This window comes from Nocardioides secundeburneus (assembly GCF_039939255.1).
Lineage (GTDB): Bacteria > Actinomycetota > Actinomycetes > Propionibacteriales > Nocardioidaceae > Nocardioides.
In genome coordinates this window covers 38,554-54,307 of sequence record NZ_JBDUUE010000010.1, presented here as the reverse complement: position 1 = coordinate 54,307, position 15,754 = coordinate 38,554, and the positions used below count along the sequence as shown (strand labels likewise).

Annotated in this window: 17 protein-coding genes; 12 read left to right on the top strand and 5 right to left on the bottom strand. The window is 73.5% G+C overall.

Annotated elements, in window-relative coordinates:
• The first annotated feature begins 90 nt into the window (after positions 1-90).
• Positions 91-864 carry a sulfotransferase family 2 domain-containing protein gene (locus tag ABFT23_RS22295; RefSeq protein WP_347899247.1) on the top strand — a complete coding sequence of 258 codons (774 nt, stop codon included), beginning with the start codon at positions 91-93 and terminating at the stop codon, positions 862-864.
• Positions 864-1,925 (top strand): glycosyltransferase 61 family protein, encoded by a 1,062-nt coding sequence (locus tag ABFT23_RS22290; RefSeq protein ID WP_347899246.1) that lies wholly within the window; start codon positions 864-866, stop codon positions 1,923-1,925. Before ABFT23_RS22295 ends, ABFT23_RS22290 begins: the two co-directional genes overlap by 1 nt.
• 19 nt (positions 1,926-1,944) lie before the next feature.
• On the opposite strand, the gene ABFT23_RS22285 is transcribed toward ABFT23_RS22290, so the two are convergent.
• Together ABFT23_RS22285 and ABFT23_RS22280 are read right to left on the bottom strand one after the other, a co-directional pair.
• Positions 1,945-3,096 (bottom strand): hypothetical protein, encoded by a 1,152-nt coding sequence (locus ABFT23_RS22285; RefSeq protein WP_347899245.1) that lies wholly within the window; start codon positions 3,094-3,096, stop codon positions 1,945-1,947.
• 26 nt (positions 3,097-3,122) lie between these two features.
• The gene (locus tag ABFT23_RS22280; protein WP_347899244.1) at positions 3,123-3,548 is read right to left on the bottom strand and encodes a hypothetical protein; all 426 of its coding nucleotides are present in this window, start codon (positions 3,546-3,548) and stop codon (positions 3,123-3,125) included.
• A 157-nt stretch (positions 3,549-3,705) separates the two neighbouring features.
• On the opposite strand from ABFT23_RS22280, the gene ABFT23_RS22275 reads away from it, so the two are divergent.
• Complete coding sequence (locus tag ABFT23_RS22275) at positions 3,706-5,106, top strand: M15 family metallopeptidase (protein ID WP_347899243.1); 1,401 nt, start codon at positions 3,706-3,708, stop codon at positions 5,104-5,106.
• 64 nt (positions 5,107-5,170) lie between these two features.
• Positions 5,171-6,319 carry a glycerophosphodiester phosphodiesterase gene (locus tag ABFT23_RS22270; RefSeq protein ID WP_347899242.1) on the top strand — a complete coding sequence of 383 codons (1,149 nt, stop codon included), beginning with the start codon at positions 5,171-5,173 and terminating at the stop codon, positions 6,317-6,319.
• Between the two features lie 13 nt (positions 6,320-6,332).
• Here ABFT23_RS22270 and ABFT23_RS22265 read toward each other — a convergent pair whose 3' ends face one another.
• Positions 6,333-7,916 carry a carbohydrate binding domain-containing protein gene (locus ABFT23_RS22265; RefSeq protein ID WP_347899241.1) on the bottom strand — a complete coding sequence of 528 codons (1,584 nt, stop codon included), beginning with the start codon at positions 7,914-7,916 and terminating at the stop codon, positions 6,333-6,335.
• A gap of 70 nt (positions 7,917-7,986) precedes the next feature.
• On the opposite strand from ABFT23_RS22265, the gene ABFT23_RS22260 reads away from it, so the two are divergent.
• From ABFT23_RS22260 to ABFT23_RS22250, 3 genes are all read left to right on the top strand, one after another.
• The gene (locus ABFT23_RS22260) at positions 7,987-8,397 is read left to right on the top strand and encodes an HIT family protein (protein ID WP_347899240.1); all 411 of its coding nucleotides are present in this window, start codon (positions 7,987-7,989) and stop codon (positions 8,395-8,397) included.
• A gap of 43 nt (positions 8,398-8,440) precedes the next feature.
• Entirely contained in the window at positions 8,441-9,208 is a 768-nt protein-coding gene (fabG, locus tag ABFT23_RS22255; RefSeq protein ID WP_347899239.1) for a 3-oxoacyl-ACP reductase FabG, read from the top strand.
• 122 nt (positions 9,209-9,330) lie between these two features.
• Positions 9,331-10,344: a DUF3048 domain-containing protein gene (locus ABFT23_RS22250; RefSeq protein WP_347899237.1), complete on the top strand. Its 1,014-nt coding sequence runs from the start codon at positions 9,331-9,333 to the stop codon at positions 10,342-10,344.
• 24 nt (positions 10,345-10,368) lie between these two features.
• Here ABFT23_RS22250 and ABFT23_RS22245 read toward each other — a convergent pair whose 3' ends face one another.
• Positions 10,369-11,118: a TetR/AcrR family transcriptional regulator gene (locus tag ABFT23_RS22245; RefSeq protein WP_347899236.1), complete on the bottom strand. Its 750-nt coding sequence runs from the start codon at positions 11,116-11,118 to the stop codon at positions 10,369-10,371.
• 151 nt (positions 11,119-11,269) lie between these two features.
• On the opposite strand from ABFT23_RS22245, the gene ABFT23_RS22240 reads away from it, so the two are divergent.
• Genes ABFT23_RS22240 through ABFT23_RS22225 form a run of 4 tightly spaced genes read left to right on the top strand, consistent with a single transcriptional unit; the run spans position 11,270 to position 14,519 of the window.
• Entirely contained in the window at positions 11,270-11,797 is a 528-nt protein-coding gene (locus ABFT23_RS22240) for a hypothetical protein (RefSeq protein ID WP_347899234.1), read from the top strand.
• Positions 11,798-11,821: 24 nt separating this feature from the next.
• Complete coding sequence (locus tag ABFT23_RS22235) at positions 11,822-12,409, top strand: YqgE/AlgH family protein (protein WP_347899232.1); 588 nt, start codon at positions 11,822-11,824, stop codon at positions 12,407-12,409.
• A 47-nt stretch (positions 12,410-12,456) separates the two neighbouring features.
• The gene (locus tag ABFT23_RS22230; protein ID WP_347899231.1) at positions 12,457-12,735 is read left to right on the top strand and encodes a DUF3039 domain-containing protein; all 279 of its coding nucleotides are present in this window, start codon (positions 12,457-12,459) and stop codon (positions 12,733-12,735) included.
• Complete coding sequence (locus ABFT23_RS22225) at positions 12,732-14,519, top strand: DEAD/DEAH box helicase (RefSeq protein WP_347899229.1); 1,788 nt, start codon at positions 12,732-12,734, stop codon at positions 14,517-14,519. Before ABFT23_RS22230 ends, ABFT23_RS22225 begins: the two co-directional genes overlap by 4 nt.
• 13 nt (positions 14,520-14,532) lie before the next feature.
• On the opposite strand, the gene ABFT23_RS22220 is transcribed toward ABFT23_RS22225, so the two are convergent.
• A complete protein-coding gene (locus tag ABFT23_RS22220) occupies positions 14,533-15,018 on the bottom strand; it encodes a winged helix-turn-helix transcriptional regulator (RefSeq protein WP_347899227.1) in 486 nt (161 codons plus the stop codon).
• A gap of 54 nt (positions 15,019-15,072) precedes the next feature.
• Between ABFT23_RS22220 and ABFT23_RS22215 the strand changes: the two genes are divergently transcribed.
• Positions 15,073-15,531: a PaaI family thioesterase gene (locus tag ABFT23_RS22215; RefSeq protein ID WP_347899225.1), complete on the top strand. Its 459-nt coding sequence runs from the start codon at positions 15,073-15,075 to the stop codon at positions 15,529-15,531.
• Positions 15,532-15,754: the final 223 nt, after the last annotated feature.

Here is a 15,754-nt window from a genome sequence, read left to right as displayed (position 1 = left end):
CGGGCCCGTCATGCCCGATCCCGCCCTCGCGGGGTCCGGACGGCGGGCCCGAGCGGCGTCCGGGGGGCGACCGCTCAGTACCTTGGCCCCGTGCCTCCTGCCGTTCCCGCTGACGTTCCCGGGCCAGGCTCGCCCGAGCCCCGCCCCTGGCAGCGCGACCTCGACCCTGCCCTGTGGCGCACTCAGGACGAGCGGCGCAGCCGGCTGGTGTCGCAGGGCCAGGCGGCGCTCAAGCGCCTCGACGCTCGCGCGGTGCGGTCGGGGCGGTTGTCGCCGCAGCCGTACAACCTCACGATCAGCCACCGGCACCGCTTCGTGTGGTTCCAGGTGGCGAAGGCGGCGACCCGCACGGTGCTCTACCACCTCAACGAGCGCGGCGTCGCGCTCGAGGTCTGGGGCGCGCTCCGCGTGCGGTACCCGACCGAGCTGTTCGCCGACTACACCTCGTTCGCGGTCGTGCGACACCCCCAGACGCGCCTCGTCTCCGCCTGGCGCGACAAGGTCGTGAACCAGAACTACTTCGGCTTCTCCGAGCGCGAGCACCGGCAGATGCAGGACCTCGCGAGCTTCGTGGCGTGGGTGGCCGACCAGCCGCTGCGCGACGTCGGCTCGGTCGACCAGCACATCGCGCTGCAGACGCGCCTGGTCGACCTCAACGAGGTCGACCTCCTGGGCCGCGTCGAGACCCTCGACGTCGACCTGCCGCGGATCTGCCGCGCGATCGGCGTGCCCTCGCCCGACGAGACCACCCGCCGGCTCAACGTCAGCGCGGGTCCGCCGCCCGACGTCGCCCCGGCCGTGCTGTCACGGGTCGCCGACGTCTACCGGCGTGACTTCGAGATCCTGGGCTACGAGCCCGCGTGATGTCCGGCACGACGGACGGCGCCCGGGGAGCCTGGGCCGTGCCGACCTTCCCGTACGAGCCCGTCGGCGGGCCGCCCGAGCTCGTGACCGTGGACGGCGCCCTGCTCACCGAGGTCCGCCGCGGCCGGCTGCGGACCGTGGCCGAGCCGACGGAGTGGATCCGCGGCGCGGTGCACGACGGCGACGGCCGGCTCGTCGAGTCGTCGCAGAAGATCGGCGGGCTCGGCGGTGCGCAGGTGGCACCGGCCGACCCCGAGCGCGTGCCGGCCCGCCGGCTCCGTCGCACCGCCCGGCGGCTCGAGGGCACGTGGCTCTACGGCGGGCACTGGACCCAGCACTTCGGGCACTTCTTCCTCGAGACCCTGACCACGCTCTGGCCGACGCTCGGCGCCGGCGACGTGGCCGGCATCGTCTTCCACAACTGGGGGCACCGGTTCCGGGGGGTCTCGCCGTGGCAGCGCGAGCTGCTCGGGCTCGCCGGCCGGGGTGAGTCGCCGTTCGTCGTCGTCCACGATGACCCGCACCAGGTCGACACCCTGCTCGTGCCGGGGCGCGGGCTGGTGGTCAACGGCTGGGCCTGGCCTCAGGCCCGGTCGGTGTGGGAGCTGATGGCCACGAACGCCGCCGAGCCGGACGCCGTCCGTGCGCCCGGGAGCGGGGGGCGGGTCTTCCTCTCGCGCACGTCCTTCAACGACCGGCGGCGGGCCGAGGGTCGGCCGACCCGCACGGACGCCGGGCGGGACCGCGCCCTCGACGACGCGTTCGCCGACGCGGGGTTCGCGGTCGTGGCCCCGGAGCAGCTGCCCCTGCGCGAGCAGCTGCGCCTGGCGGCGGGCGCGGCGCTGCTCGCGGGGTCGGCCGGGTCGGCGCTCCACCTGTCGGCGTTCGCCCCGCCGAGCGCCCGCGTCCTCGAGCTCGGCGACCCCCGCTCGCCCGACGTCCAGGTGCCGAGCCAGCGGGTCATCGACCGGGCGTGCGGGCACCGGTCGGCGTTCGTGCCCTACGACGTCGCGGCACCCGACCTGGGGGAGCGGCTCGCCGTCCTCCTGGCCGGGTGCTGAGGGCGGCCCCGGCGCCGCGTCAGTACTTGTACCAGAGGTCGGAGGGGTCGGGGTCGGACATGCCCTGCGGCCTGGGGGCGTACCAGGAGCCGTCGCTCACGCGGCGCTCGACCTCGGCCGTGACGTCGGCGGTGCCGGTCGGACCGCCGTCGGCGCTGCCCTGACGCAGCTCGTCGAGGGCCTGGGTGCAGCCGTCGATGATCTCGTGGCCCAGCTCGTGCTGGGCGCCCCCGCCACTGTCCTCCCAACCCCAGATCTCGAGCGACTCCTGGGCGGTGAGGGTCACCGGACGCTCGGCGTCGCCGCCGGTGTGCTCGAGGATCGTGGTCACGACGCCGCTCACCGTGCGGGTCGGGCCGGCGACCGCGGCCGCGGGCGGGAACAGGCTGGCCACCGAGGCGCCGAAGTTGACGATCTTGGAGAGGGTCAGCAGGGTCTCGGCGCCGTCGACCGAGCCGCCTCTCTGCATGACGAGGATGCCGAAGCCGCCGGCGTCGGCCCAGTTCTGCAGCTGCGCCTCGCAGTGACGGCGGGTCTTGATCGCCCACTCGGTCATGTCGTGCCGGCAGCGGTCGATGACGACGGCGGTGCCCGCGTAGCCGGCGGCCAGGCTGCTGGCGAAGGTCGCCCAGACGTTCGCCCGGTCGCCGACGTTGGAGTAGAAGGCGCTGAGCTTGCCGGCGAACTGGCCGGAGAAGTTGCCGAGCGTCGTCTCGAGGTCGGTGCCGCGGTTCTCGTCGTAGGACCAGTTGCCGGTGAGCGCGCCGGAGAGCTGCAGGGCGACGCGGGACTCCAGCGACTCGGCGATGTCGGCCAGGGCCTTGACGTCGACGTCGCCGTAGAGCTTGCCGTAGCGCTTGACCTGGTCGGCGATGCCGGTGGCCCAGCTGCGGCCGTTGTCCCAGCACGTCTGGAACTGCCCGCGCACGTGCGAGACGGCCTCCTCGTACGAGCGGGACGGGTCGTTGACCGCGACGACGATCAGGAACGGGTTGGTCTCGCTCGGCACGTTCCACTCGACGTCGGAGCCGACCATGCCGATCGTCTGGTCTCGGTCGGCGTAGTCGCGGGCGAGCTCCAGCCCCATGAGCTCGCCCAGCACCCGCTCGATGGCGTCGGCGTTGCTGTTGAAGGCCTCGAGGCCGCCGTCCTTGAAGCTGCCGATGGGCATCTCGTTCTCCTCGCGCTGCCGGGCCGTCAGGCCGTCGGGTCGGGTCGGGCCGGCGGTTCCGGCGCCTGCGGGGCGGGTGCGTCGTCGGTCAGCCACGGGAGCTCGCCCGAGAGACCGGCATAGGCCTCGCCCGAGGTGTCCTCCTCCTGCCGCAACTGCGCGGCGGCCGCGAGGCAGCCCTCGGCGCAGTCGTTGAGCGTCAGCACGCACGCGCGGACCGCCTCGTAGAGCAGGTAGTGGGTCTGCTGCAGGTCGTTGAAGACCAGCGACGTCACGTCGGCGGCCTTGGCCGCCTGCGCCTGGGCGTCGTCGAGCAACGTGCCGAGGGTGGTGCCCCAGCCGCTCATGTCCTCGGCCTTGTCGGGGAAGTCCTGCTTGCCGGCGCGGTACAGCGCCTCCAGGTCGAGCCGGATCTGGCTGGTCAGCTGGTCGTCGGTCGGGCCGTCGGTCATGGCGGGGATGGTGGGCGCCCGGCCGGCCCGGCAAACCGTCGTCGCCGGCTGTTCACCTGCCCTTCATCGGCACATCGGACGACGGGACGCGCGGTCGTCCGGCGTGTCGCCCCGCCGGGTGGCCCGGATCCACAGGTCGACCCGCGAGCATCGCCTGATGCCCTCCCGCGCCCCCCTCTCGGTCCTGCTCGGCCTGTTGCTCGCCGTCCCGTTCGCGCTGCTGCCCGGCTCCCCGGCGAGCGCCGCCGACCCGACGACGATCACCGCCGGTGCGACGAGCGGCTACGCCGACACCCCGATGACGATCGCCTTCCGGCTCGGGGCCGCCGACGGGACGCCGCTGGTCGCCGTCCCGGTCGTCGTCGAGCGCCTCGTGGCCGGCACCTGGCGCCCCCAGGGCACCGCGACGACCGACGCCGGGGGACGGGTCGCGCTCACCGCGTCACGCTCGCGGGTCCGCGCGAACAACACCTACCGGGCGACCTACGCCGGCGACGAGGTCCACGCTGCGGCCGTCGCCACGGTGACCTCCGGGCTCGTGCGCCGCGCCGCCCGGGTGCGGGTCGTCGGCCCGTCCGCGGTCAAGGACGGTGCCCGGGTGCGGCTCGTCATCGTCTCGTCGACCGGCGACGGCCGGCCCGTGTCCGGCCCGGTCCGGCTGCAGCGCAAGCGGGCCGGCGAGCGCCGGTGGCGCACGGTCACGACCCTGCGCACGGCAGCGAACGGCCGGGCGTCGCACGGCGTCCGGCCGCGCGGCGACACCCGGTGGCGCGCGACGACGCCGCTCCAGGACTGGGTACGCGGGGCGACCAGCCCGGTCCACCGCCTCGACAACCGCCCGCCCGGCAAGCCGGTGCGCCTGCCCGCGGGCGCTCCCCGGCCGAAGATCTCGCTGCCGCCGCAGCCGCGCGCGACGACGCCCGGCGCCGACCCGGTCGTCACGACCATCCCCGACGGCGTGTGGGACGACATGGTCGGACGCAGCTGGCACGCGGGCTGCCCCGTCGGCCGCGACGGGCTGCGGCTGCTGCGGGTGAACTACTGGGGCTACGACGGCTACCGCTACCGCGGCGAGGTCGTCGGCGCCACCGGCGCCGTCGACAACATGGCCCGCGCGCTCACCGCGCTGTACCGCGAGCGGTTCCCGATCCGCTCGATGTACCGCGTCGACCGGTTCGGCTGGTCGTCACGCCTGCAGGGGGCGAACGACTACGCCTCGATGGACGCCGGCAACACCTCCGGCTTCAACTGCCGCTCGGTCGTCAACCGCCCCGGTGTCCGCTCGCCGCACGCCTACGGCGGCTCGCTCGACATCAACACCTGGGAGAACCCCTACCGCTCGGCCACCGGGCTCGTGCCGAACTCGTGGTGGCAGCCGCGCTCGCACCCCCGGGTCGCCTGGCGCTCGGGCAGCCACCGGGTCGTGCAGCTCGTGCGCGCCGCCGGGTTCAGCTGGACCTACGGCACCGGCGACAGCCAGCACTTCGACGCCACCGGCGGCAACGGCAGGCTGCTCGCGCCGACGCCGCGCGCGTGCCGCGGCACGGTCTGCCACTGAGCCGTCACCTGCGGCGTGCCCGGCGTTCATCGCCAGGACGCCCAGGGCCGGTTCGGTCGAGGGCATGACATCTCGGACCCTCCGCGTCGCGCTGCCCGTGGCCGCGGCCCTCTCGCTCTCCCTGCTCGTCCCCACCGCGACCGCCCAGGCGGCGCCGTCGTCGCCCCCGGCCCGGGCCTCGAACGACAAGGCCAAGGTCAAGCCGCTCCAGCAGCTCGACGTCCCGCTGGTCTTCGGCCACCGCGGCGCCTCCGGCTACCGCCCCGAGCACACGCTGGCCGCCTACGAGCTCGCCATCCGCATGGGCGCCGACTACATCGAGCCCGACCTCGTCTCGACCAAGGACGGCCGGCTCGTGGCGCGCCACGAGAACGAGATCAGCGGCACCACCGACGTCGCCGACCACCCCGAGTTCGCCGGCCGCCGGACGACGAAGCAGATCGACGGCGTCGCCGTCACCGGCTGGTTCACCGAGGACTTCACCCTCGCCGAGCTGAAGACCCTGCGCGCCACGGAGCGGCTCCCGCTCGTGCGCCCCGGCAACACCCGTTACGACGGCCGCTTCGAGGTCCCGACGTTCGACGAGGTGCTGCGACTCGCCCGGACGTGGGAGAAGAAGCTCAAGCGCCCGATCGGCGTCGCACCCGAGACCAAGCACCCCACCTACTTCGACTCCATCGGGCTCTCGCTCGAGGAGCCGCTGGTCCGCACGCTCGAGCGGCACGGCGAGGACGGGAAGAAGAGCGACGTCGTCATCCAGTCCTTCGAGGTCTCGAACCTGAAAGAGCTCGACCACCTGGTCGACAACCCGCTCGTGCAGCTGACCAGCGCCACCGGCGGCCCCTTCGACCTGCGCGCGCAGGGCACGACCTACGCCCAGATCGTCTCCGCCGAGGGCCTGAAGGGCGTCAAGCGGTACGCCGACTGGGTCGGCCCCGACAAGAGCCAGGTGCTGCCGCGCGACGCCGCCGGGGCCACGTCGACGCCGTCCGACCTGGTGCGTGACGCGCACCGGGCCGGGGTCCGCGTCGTCGTCTACACGGTGCGCGACGAGAACCAGTTCCTGCCGACCAACTACCGCGTCGGCACCGACCCCAACGCCAAGGGCGACGTGTTCGGCGAGGCCACGGCCTACCTCGACGCCGGCGTCGACGGCATCTTCGGCGACTTCCCCGACTCGATCGTCGACGCCCGCGACGCCTGGCTCGGCTGAGCCGCGGCGTCCCTCAGCGCACGCGCAGGGCCGCGGAGTCCCGCAGCGGCGTCGCCAGCGAGGCGCGCTTGGCGGGCGTGGCGAGGGGCCACGAGCCGTAGGCGTTGAGCTCGGTGTCGAAGTAGGCCATCGCGACCCCGCCGCGTGCGAGCAGCTGGCGGTACGACGTCTGGATCCAGGACGGGTCGGCGGCGTGGGCCTCGTCGGTGTAGGCCGTCTCGGCGACCCCCCAGGCGACGCCCTGCTGGGCGGCCCAGGCCTGGATCCGGGCGTAGTACTGGGCGTCGAAGTCGGGCCAGCGCAGGTCCTTCTTGCCGTTCTTGGTCACGCCGTACTCGTTGTAGAGGTCGAAGCCGGCGATGTCGATCTTCACGCCGCGGGGCCACAGCTGGGCGAGGCTGTACCGGCTGTCGCCGTAGAACTGGTTCCAGCCGGTCAGCACGACGGTGTAGGCGACGTTCGGCGCCGTGGAGCGCACGATCGGGGCGAGCCGCTCCTGCATCGTGCGCCAGGCCTGGATGTCGCCGTCGCCCTCGGGCTCGTGGTGGAAGGCCACCCAGACCGGGCCGTCGATGCGGGCGAGCTTCGTGGCCAGGTCGCGGGCCCAGGCGTCACCGGCTCCGGCGCTCATGGACTCCCACGAGTGCGGCAGCTTGAAGCTGATCCAGGGCAGGCGCCCGCGGGCGACGTCGCCGGCCGCGACCGAGACGGCCTTGTCGACCTGGGTGCCGGTCCAGAAGGTGCGGCGGACGCCGAGGCGTCGGCCCAGCTGCGACTCGAGCGTCGCCGGGTCGGTGTTCGACCCGGTGGCGGCGCCGAGGTACCCGCCGCAGGCCGGCAGCCCGCGGGCGTCGTGCGCGCAGCCGTTGGTCAGCACGCCGCCGCCCGGGGGCGGGGGAGCCGGAGTGGTCGGCGGGGTCGGCGGGGTGGTCGGGGTCGTCGTGCCGGGTGCCGCCGTCCGGAGGCTCACGTCGTCGACGAGCAGGTCGACCCCCCGCGCCGACTTCGGCCAGACGACCCGGACGACCAGGTCGCTGTCGGTGCGGCGCTTGGTCAGCGCGGTGCGGATCTCGGTCCACTGCCCGGCGGCCGGGGTCACCGAGGAGCCCAGGGTCTGTACGACGGTGTCGCCGACGCGCTCGCGCACCTGCAGCCGCACCGTCTGGCCGGCCGCGGCCGGGCGCACCCACGCGCCCGCCGACGCCGAGGCGCCCGAGTGGAGGGACCCGGTCGCGGTGGTGGCGCGGACGATGACGTGGCGCGGGGTCGTGGTCCGCACCCGCAGCGCGCGCTGACCGCCGTGCGCGGTGGTCGAGCTGCTGAGCGTGGCGCGCGAGAGGGGGTTGACGGACCACCCGGAGGTGCCGGCCTCGAGGTCGCCGTTGACGACGCCCGGGGTGGCGGCCGTGGCCGGGCTCGACGAGAGCGGGACGGCGAGCGCGGCGGCGACGAGGGCGGCGCCAGCGGTGAGCGCGAGGGCTGGGGTGGTGCGGGACGACGTGGAGATGGGTTCGATCCTCGGTTCGGGGCGCGGCCCGGCTGGCCGGCGGTCGGCCCCGACCGTGACATCGACGCGTGACCCTGGGTGCGGCGACATACCCACAATGGGGGATGACGGCGGTGTGATCCTCAATATCGCCACCGCGCGCGACCGCTAGGTTCGCACCATGGGCTCCTGCGTGTTCTGCGCCATCGTGACCGGCGAGTCGTCGGCGGCGGTCGTGCTCGACGAGCCGTCGTTCGTGGGCTTCCTCGACGTCCGGCCGGTCTTCAAGGGCCACGTGCTGCTGGTGCCGCGCGAGCACGTGGAGACCCTGCCCGACCTGCCGGCCGGGCTCCGCGACGGGTTCCTGGACGCGGCCCAGCGGCTCTGCGTCGCGGTGAAGGAGGCGCTGGGCGCGCAGGGCTCGTTCGTGGCGATGAACAACATCGTGAGCCAGTCGGTGCCGCACCTGCACCTGCACGTCGTCCCGCGCACCAAGGGCGACGGGTTGCGAGGCTTCTTCTGGCCGCGCACGACCTACGCCGACGGCGAGGCGGACTCCTACGCGACGACACTGCGTGCCGCGCTAGCGTGACGGCGGATCGTCCGCCAGACATCACACAGACGAGGAGCAGGGCATGGGTCGCTACGACGGGCGCGTCGCCGTCATCACGGGGGCAGCGCAGGGCATCGGGTTCGGGATCGCCACCCGGCTGGCCGAGGAGGGCGCCTCGATCGCCGTGGTCGACCTCAACGGCGACGCCGCGGCCGACGCCGCCGGCCGGCTGCCGCTGGTCGACGGGGCGACGGCGATCGGCGTCGGCGCCGACGTGAGCGACGCCGCGGCGGTCGACGCCGCCATCGAGCGGGTCGTGGCCGAGCTCGGCGGCATCCACGTGCTGGTCAACAACGCCGGCATCACGCGCGACAACCTGCTGTTCAAGATGACCGAGACCGACTGGGACCTCGTCATGAACGTGCACCTCAAGGGCGCGTTCTTGATGACCAAGGCCGCCCAGAAGCACTTCGTGGAGCAGAAGTACGGCAAGATCCTCAACCTCTCGAGCGTGTCGGCGCTGGGCAACCGGGGCCAGGCCAACTACTCGGCGGCGAAGATGGGCGTGCAGGGCTTCACCCGCACCCTCGGCATCGAGCTCGGCCGCTACGGCATCAACGCCAACGCCATCGCGCCCGGCTTCATCGCCACCGAGATGACCGACGCCACCGCGGCCCGGGTCGGGGTCAGCGTCGAGGACTTCCGTGCCGCCGCGGCCGAGGCCAACCCGGTCAAGCGGGTCGGGTTCCCCGAGGACATCGCCGCGGCCGCGGCGTTCCTGTGCAGCGACGAGGCGTCGTACATCACCGGTCAGACCCTCTACGTCGACGGCGGCGCCAAGCTGGGCTGACCGCCCACCGCACCGCGCGACACGCCCCGTCACCTCCTCGGGTGACGGGGCGTTCGCGCGCACACTGGCAGAGATTGTCCAGCAGACGACTACACCTAGCCCCGCCCGGAAGGATCTTCCCCGTGCCCTTCCCCCGCACCCTCGCCACGACCGCCGTCACCGTCCTCGCCCTCGTGCTGGCCGGCTGTGGCGCGTCCGACCAGCCCGACCGCGACCCCGGGACCGGGCCCGTCGACGCCCCGGGGGCCGAGGTGAGCGGCGACCCCGACACCTGGCCCCTCACCGGGCTCAGGGTCGAGCAGGGCCAGTCCGTCAAGCGCCACCCGGTGCTCGTGCTCAAGCTCGACAACACGCCGTCCAGTGCACCGCAGGAGGGCCTCGGGGCGGCCGACCTCGTCGTCGAGGAGCTCGTCGAGGGTGGCGTGACCCGCCTCGCGGCGTTCTACTACTCCGACGTCCCCGGCGACGTCGGGCCGGTGCGCTCGATGCGCGCCTCCGACATCGGCATCGTCTCGCCGGTCGACGCCGATGTCGTCACCAGCGGCGCCGCGGCGGTGACGATCAGCCGCATCGAGGACGCCGGCATCGACTTCTTCGCCGAGGGCTCAGCGGGCTTCTACCGCGACCCCTCGCGCCGCGCGCCCTACAACCTGTTCACGGACCTGCGAGACGTCGCCAAGGAGGCCCGCGGCAAGCCCGCCCGCCCGGTCGACTACCTGCCGTTCGGCCCCGCCGACGCGCTGCCGGCCGGCCAGCCCGCGACGTCCGTCGAGGCCTCGTTCTCCGGCAGCCACACGACCAGCTGGACCTACGCCGACGGCGGCTACACCAACGTCGACGGCTACGCCGCCGACGGCGACGAGTTCCCGGCCGACACGGTGCTCGTGCTCCGCGTGCCGGTCGGCGACGCCGGCTACACCGACCCCGCCGGCAACCCGGTGCCCGAGACCGAGCTCGACGGCACCGGACAGGCGATGCTCTTCCACGGGGGCCGTCTCGTGCGCGGTCGGTGGCACAAGGACGGCCTGGCGGCGCCGATCACCCTCACCACGAAGGCCGGCGAGCTCACCGTGCCGCCCGGGCACACCTGGATCGAGCTGGTGCCGGCCGACGGCGGCGACGTCACCTTCGAGTGAGCTCCGCGGCGGTCCGGCCGGCGTCTAGGACGCCGGCTCGTCGTCGGGCTCGTCGGGCTCGACCGGCGTGCTGGTGACCTCGGCGCCGGGGCGGGGGCCGAACGAGCTCGGCATCGGTGCACCCTGCTCGACCAGCACCTGGAACCCGGAGAGGATGAACCCGACGCCGGCCTCGACGCGCTCGGCCTCGCGCTCGGGGTCGTCGGCGGTCGCCACGCTCTCGCCGGCCGTCGACATCGCGCCGAAGAAGATCCGGGCGAAGGTGTGCAGCATGTCGTCGTCGAGCTGCCAGGTGCCGGCGGCGAGCACGGACTCGACGATCTCGAGCACGTTGGCGAACGTTGAGCGCTCCTCCTGCTCGCGGAACCGCTCGTAGCCCAGCACGGCCGGGCCCTCCTGGATGACGATCCGCCGGTAGCGCGGCTCGCGGACGACGTCGAGGAACGCGCGCAGGCCGGCGAGCGACTTCTCCCACGGGTCGCGGTTCTTCTTCAGGGCCTTCTGGATGCGCTTGGCGGCGTCGGACTCGACGCGCTCGAAGACCGCCTCGAACAGGGCCTGCTTGCCGGAGAAGTGGTGGTAGAGCGCGCCCTTGGTCACCTGGGCGCCGGCCACGATGAGGTCGAGCGAGGCGTTGGCGTAGCCGTGCTCGGTGAACAGCTCCTCGGCGACGTCGACCAGGGCCCGCTTGGTCGAGGCCGAGTAGGCGGCCCGCCGGCTGGCGCCGGGTACGCCCGGCACCTTGGGCACCAGCTTCGAGACGGACTTCGGCACCCGCCCACCCTATGACCTGCCCCACGTGCGGCCCCGGCACCCGGTGGCCAGCATCACCCGCCAGGGGCTGTGACAGACGGACGGTTTCTTTCATACTGAAAGTACGTACTCGCGGTATGCGAGAACGTCCCCAGCCACCGAGGAGCTCACCATGACCTGGAAGTCGTTCCACTCGCGCGGCGAGGTCCTGCGGACGGTGGTCGCCACCGCGAACACCCGCCGCGACGGCCTGCTGCCCCTCGACGTCGCGGGCGTCCGCGAGACCTTCGTCGACGACCTCGACCTGCTCGGGACCCTCCAGCTGAGGTGGCACACCCGGCTGGCCGGTCACCTCGAGCGCGAGCTGGTCAGCCAGCCCCTCGACCTGCAGTCCGCCGTCACCACTGCCTGGGGCGCCGCGTGCGACGAGCTGCCCGGCGTCCGCCTCGTGCTCGACCACTACCGCGCCGAGCCGACCAGCGACGCCATGGCCGTGGCCATGGCCACCGCCACGCGCAAGGAGCACGCGCTCCTGGCCGTGATGGCCGGTCAGGCGGGCATCGGCGACGACGCCGTCGCGGCCCCCCTCGGTGCGCGCATCGAGGAGCGGGCCCGCACCCAGCACCGCGGGGCCCCCGCCCTGGTCGACGACGTGCGACCGACGTTCCTGGAGCGACTGCGCGCCGTCCTCGCCGCCTGAGGCCCGCCGCGCCATGATGGTCCGATGAGCGAGGTGCGGCCCGGGAGCCTGCTGCTGGCGACGCCCTCGCTCGTCGATCCCCACTTCGCCGACACCGTCGTGCTGGTGCTCGACGTCGACGCCGGCGGATCGCTCGGCGTCGTGCTCAACCGGCCGACCGACCTGCCGGTCGCCGAGGTCCTGGAGCAGTGGAGCGGGCTGGTCGCCGAGCCCGAGGTGCTCTTCGAGGGCGGACCGGTCGAGGCGAACGGCGCCCTCGCCCTCGTGCTGCGCCGCTCGACCGACCACGAGCCCGACGACGTGCTGGGCCTGCGCGACCTCGACGTGCCCGACGACACGCTCTTCCAGGGGCTCGCCCTGCTCGACCTCGACACGCCCGTCGAGCTGGTCGCCGCCGAGGTCGCCGGCCTGCGGATCTTCGCCGGCTACGCCGGCTGGGGCGCCGGACAGCTCGACCGGGAGATCGAGGAGGGAAGCTGGTACGTCGTGCCCGGCGCGGCCCCCGACGCCTTCCGGGCCGACACCTCGACGCTGTGGCGCGACGTCCTGCGCCGTCAGCCCGGCGGCCTCGCCTGGCTCTCCACCCGTCCGGCCGACGTCGACCTGAACTGAGTCGGCCCGGGTGGGTCTGGCGGTCGGGACGCCCTAGAGTGGGTCCGGTGAGTTCCTCCTTCGGCTTCGGCACCTCCACCGACACCAAGGTCCGCGAGGAGGAGCGCGTCGTCCCGACCGACGAGGGCGACCACGAGCGGTTCTCGCACTACGTCGACAAGGACAAGCTCACCGAGGCGATGGTGATGGGCACCCCCGTCGTCGCCCTGTGCGGCAAGGTCTGGGTGCCCAGCCGTGCGCCGGAGAAGTTCCCCGTCTGCCCCGACTGCAAGGAAGCCTGGGAGCAGTTCAAGGACGACTCGGGCGACGCGGGCGACCCCGCGTGACCGGCGGGCCCGAGCCCACCGACCCGCACCTCGCCACCGGACTCAGCCCGGCCTGGCCGGAGCGCGCCGCCTGGGGCACCGCGCCGTCGCTGCGCGCCTGGCAGCTGGCGGCGATGAAGGACTACCTCGAGCGTTCCCCGCGCGACTTCCTCGCGGTCGCGACACCGGGCGCCGGCAAGACCACGTTCGCGCTCTCGGTGGCCGCCGAGCTGATCGGACGCCGGGTCGTCGACCGGGTCATCGTCGTGGCGCCCACCGAGCACCTCAAGGTGCAGTGGGCGGAGGCCGCGGCGCGGGCCGGCATCCCGATCGACCCCACCTACTCGGCGGGCAAGGGGAAGATCTCCAGCGACTTCCTCGGTGTCGCGGTCACCTACGCCGGCGTCGCCGTCAACCCGCTCGCGCTGCGCATCCGCACCGAGCGCTTCAAGACCCTGGTCATCCTCGACGAGGTGCACCACGCCGGCGACGCGCTGTCGTGGGGCGAGGGCGTGCGCGAGGCGTTCGAACCGGCCGCCCGCCGGCTGGCCCTGACCGGCACGCCCTTCCGCTCCGACGTCAACCCGATCCCGTTCGTCACCTACGCGCCCGGCGACGACGGCGTCCCGCGGTCGGTGGCCGACTACACCTACGGCTACGGCGACGCCCTCACCGACCACGTGGTCCGCCCCGTGCTGTTCCTGGCCTACTCGGGCGCGATGTCGTGGCGCACCCGCGCGGGCGACGAGATCGCCGCCACGCTGGGCGAGCCGCTCACCAAGGACATGACCAACCAGGCGCTGCGCACGGCGCTCGACCCGGCCGGCTCCTGGATCCCCACCGTGCTCGCGGCCGCCGACAAGCGGCTGAGCGAGGTGCGTCGCCACGTGCCCGACGCCGGCGGTCTCGTCATCGCCACCGACCAGGACTCCGCACGTGCCTACGCCAAGACGATCCGGTCGATCACCGGCGAGGCTCCGACGGTCGTGCTGTCCGACGAGAAGGCGGCGTCGAAGAAGATCACCGAGTTCACCGCCAGCGACAAGCGCTGGATGGTCGCGGTCCGCATGGTCTCCGAGGGCGTCGACGTGCCCCGGCTGGCGGTCGGCGTCTTCGCCACCACCATCTCGACGCCGCTGTTCTTCGCCCAGGCCATCGGCCGCTTCGTGCGGGCGCGGAGCCGCGGTGAGACGGCGTCGATCTTCCTGCCGTCGGTGCCGGTGCTGCTGAGCCACGCCTCGCAGATGGAGGTCGAGCGCGACCACGTGCTCGGTCGCCGCATCACCGACGAGGACGACATCTTCGCCGCCGAGGACGACCTGCTCGCCCAGGCCCAGGCCGGCGAGGCGGCGTCCGACGAGCTCGAGGCGCTGCCCTTCGAGGCGCTCGGCTCGGAGGCCACGTTCGACCACGCGCTCTACGAGGGCAACCAGTACGGCTCGGAGGAGGAGATGGACTTCCTCGGCATCCCCGGCCTGCTCGAGCCGTCGCAGATGAAGGAGCTGCTGCAGCAGCGGCAGGCGGCCAGCGCCAAGGCGCAGAGGCCGTCGCGGCCGTCGTCCGGCAGCGGCCAGCCCGACACGGTGGCCGAGGTGTCGACGCACGAGCAGCTGGCCGTGCTGCGCCGCGAGCTCAACGGGCTCGTGGCCGCGTGGCACCACCGCACCGGCCAGGCCCACGGCATCACGCACGCCGCGCTGCGCAAGGAGTGCGGCGGGCCGGCCGCCGCGATCGCGAACGCCGAGCAGCTGCGCGCCCGCATCGACCGCGTGCGCGAGTGGGCGTTCACCAAGAAGTCGGGCTGATCCGGCTCGGGCCTCAGCCCTCGAACGGGCGGGCCCCCGGCCCCGGCCGAGGGACGACGTCCCTCGGGTCGTCGACGCGGTGGCCCTCGGCGCACTCGAGCACGGCGGTCACGACCTCGCCGCAGTCGCGGTGCGTCAGCTCGACCGGCGGGCCGTCGGCGTCGGCGTAATAGCGGGTGCCCCACTCCGAGACGGCGGCCAGGATCGGGTAGAGCTCGAAGCCCTTCGGGGTCAGGCGGTACTCGTGGCGCTCGCGGGCGCCGTCGTCGCGGTAGGGCACGCGGCGCAGCACGTCGTGCTCGACCAGCAGGGCGAGTCGGTTGCTCAGCACCTGCTTGGGCAGGCGGCTGTGGCGCTGGATGTCGGCGAAGCGTCGGACGCCGTTGAAGACCTCGCGCAGCACGATCAGCGTGCCCTTCTCGCCGAGCACCGACATCGCCCGCGCCAGCTGGCAGTTGTCGGTGGACCAGGCCAGGGCCGGAGGAGCGGTCGTGTCCATCCTCACAGTCTAGGTCTTGTTGACAGACCCAGCCACCCTGACCATGCTGGGTCCATGACGCAGACCGAGGACGCCGCGGTCGACCCGCTCGCGATGACCGGCTACCAGCAGCTGATGGCGATGGCCTCCGGCGACCTGCCCCCGGCGCCGATCGCTGAGACGCTCGGCATGGAGAACTTCGGCGGCGAGGAGGGCTCGATCCACGTCGAGCTCGTGCCGCGGCCCGGCCACTACAACCCGCTCGGCACCGTGCACGGAGGCGTGATCTCCACCCTGCTCGACACCGCCGCCGGCTGCTCCGTGCATTCCACCCTCGCCGCCGGCGAGGGCTACACCTCGCTCGACCTCACCGTGAAGTTCCTGCGCGCCGTCACCGTCGACTCCGGCCGGCTGCGCGCCCAGGGCCGCGTCATCCATCGCGGACGCCGTACCGCCCTCGCCGAGGCCACGCTCGTCGACGCTGCCGGGCGCCAGGTCGCGCACGCGACGTCGTCCTGCATGATCTTCAGCTGAGCTGGCGTCGTCGCGTCCGTGGCTGGGTTGGCCGGGCGCGGTACCAAGCCGCGTCTCGGCGTCAAGGACCAATCCCTACGGTGAGCCGTCACGCGGTCTCGGGGACTGGTCCTTGACCCCGAGCCTCTCGCGGCGTGCTTCTCCGGCGCGTGCGGTGGCGCCTCCGCAAGCTCCGGCGCACCGCCCGCCAAGTGCGCGGCCAGTTCCTGGGGGATGGTGTGGA